The organism is Streptococcus oralis (assembly GCF_001578945.1).
Lineage (GTDB): Bacteria > Bacillota > Bacilli > Lactobacillales > Streptococcaceae > Streptococcus > Streptococcus oralis_Q.
In genome coordinates this window covers 133,408-134,326 of sequence record NZ_KQ969551.1, presented here as the reverse complement: position 1 = coordinate 134,326, position 919 = coordinate 133,408, and the positions used below count along the sequence as shown (strand labels likewise).

1 protein-coding gene and 1 pseudogene are annotated in these 919 nt (G+C 40.8%); both read right to left on the bottom strand.

The window, feature by feature from the left end; translation table 11 throughout:
- Nucleotides 1-365, bottom strand: a pseudogene (locus tag SORDD16_RS11585) (type I 3-dehydroquinate dehydratase); the annotation flags it as partial.
- 47 nt (nucleotides 366-412) lie between these two features.
- A partial coding sequence (locus tag SORDD16_RS11580; protein WP_241733952.1) for a class I SAM-dependent methyltransferase occupies nucleotides 413-919 on the bottom strand: 507 nt, incomplete at its 5' end.

Sequence of the window (919 nt, the reverse complement as noted above, 5' to 3'; positions counted from 1 at the left end):
GGATTTAGGCTCGTCAACTCTGACAAGATTTCCATCATATTTTCAGGTGTTTCCTGGAAATTATGATAGCTCAAAACAAGATTTGGAAAATCCAACATCTCCTCAAATACATCCTTGTAACTGAAATACTCAAAATCTACATAATCCGGCTGATAGAGTTGAGTAACTTCCTTGATAATTTGAACATACTCTTCTGAGGAAAGCTCGATTTCTCCTCCCTCAGCGCGAGTCCGAATGGTAAAGACAAGTTCGCGTCCTGCAAATTTCTCAAAGATAGCGGGTGCTACCTGTAAAATAGCATCCTTTGTAAGAAAGTCCGCACGCCACTCAATGATATCGGCATCTTCATACCTAGTGGCATCCAGTTCTTGCGCTTCTTCTAAACTTCTTGGCATTACTGAAACGATTAATTTCATTTACTAACCTTCATACTAATCACCTTGAGGTAATTACTACTTTCATCTTTTTTATTATAGGCGAAATCCGCTGGAAGACCGTATTGGTTTAAAATCTGATAGCTTCTTCCTGCAAAGCCTTTATCAATTTGTTCTGTAAATTTCTGGCGGGAAACATTGGCAGCATTGGTACTGGCAATGATAACGCCTCCCGGATTTAAAATCTCTAGGCTCTGGGAAATCAACTTGTGATAGTCCTTAGCTACAGAGAATGTTTGTTTTTTATTACGAGCAAAGCTCGGCGGATCTAGAATAATCACATCATAGGTCAATCCTTTTCGCTTGGCATACTTGAAATATTCAAAGACATCCATAACGATAAAACGATGATTGTCCGTGCTGAGTCCATTTGCCTGAAAATGAGCTTCTGATAGCTCTCTCGATCGTTTGGCCAAGTCGACAGAAGTCGTCTCACTGGCGCCTCCCATAGCTGCAGCAACTGAAAAGGCCGCCGTATAGGAAAA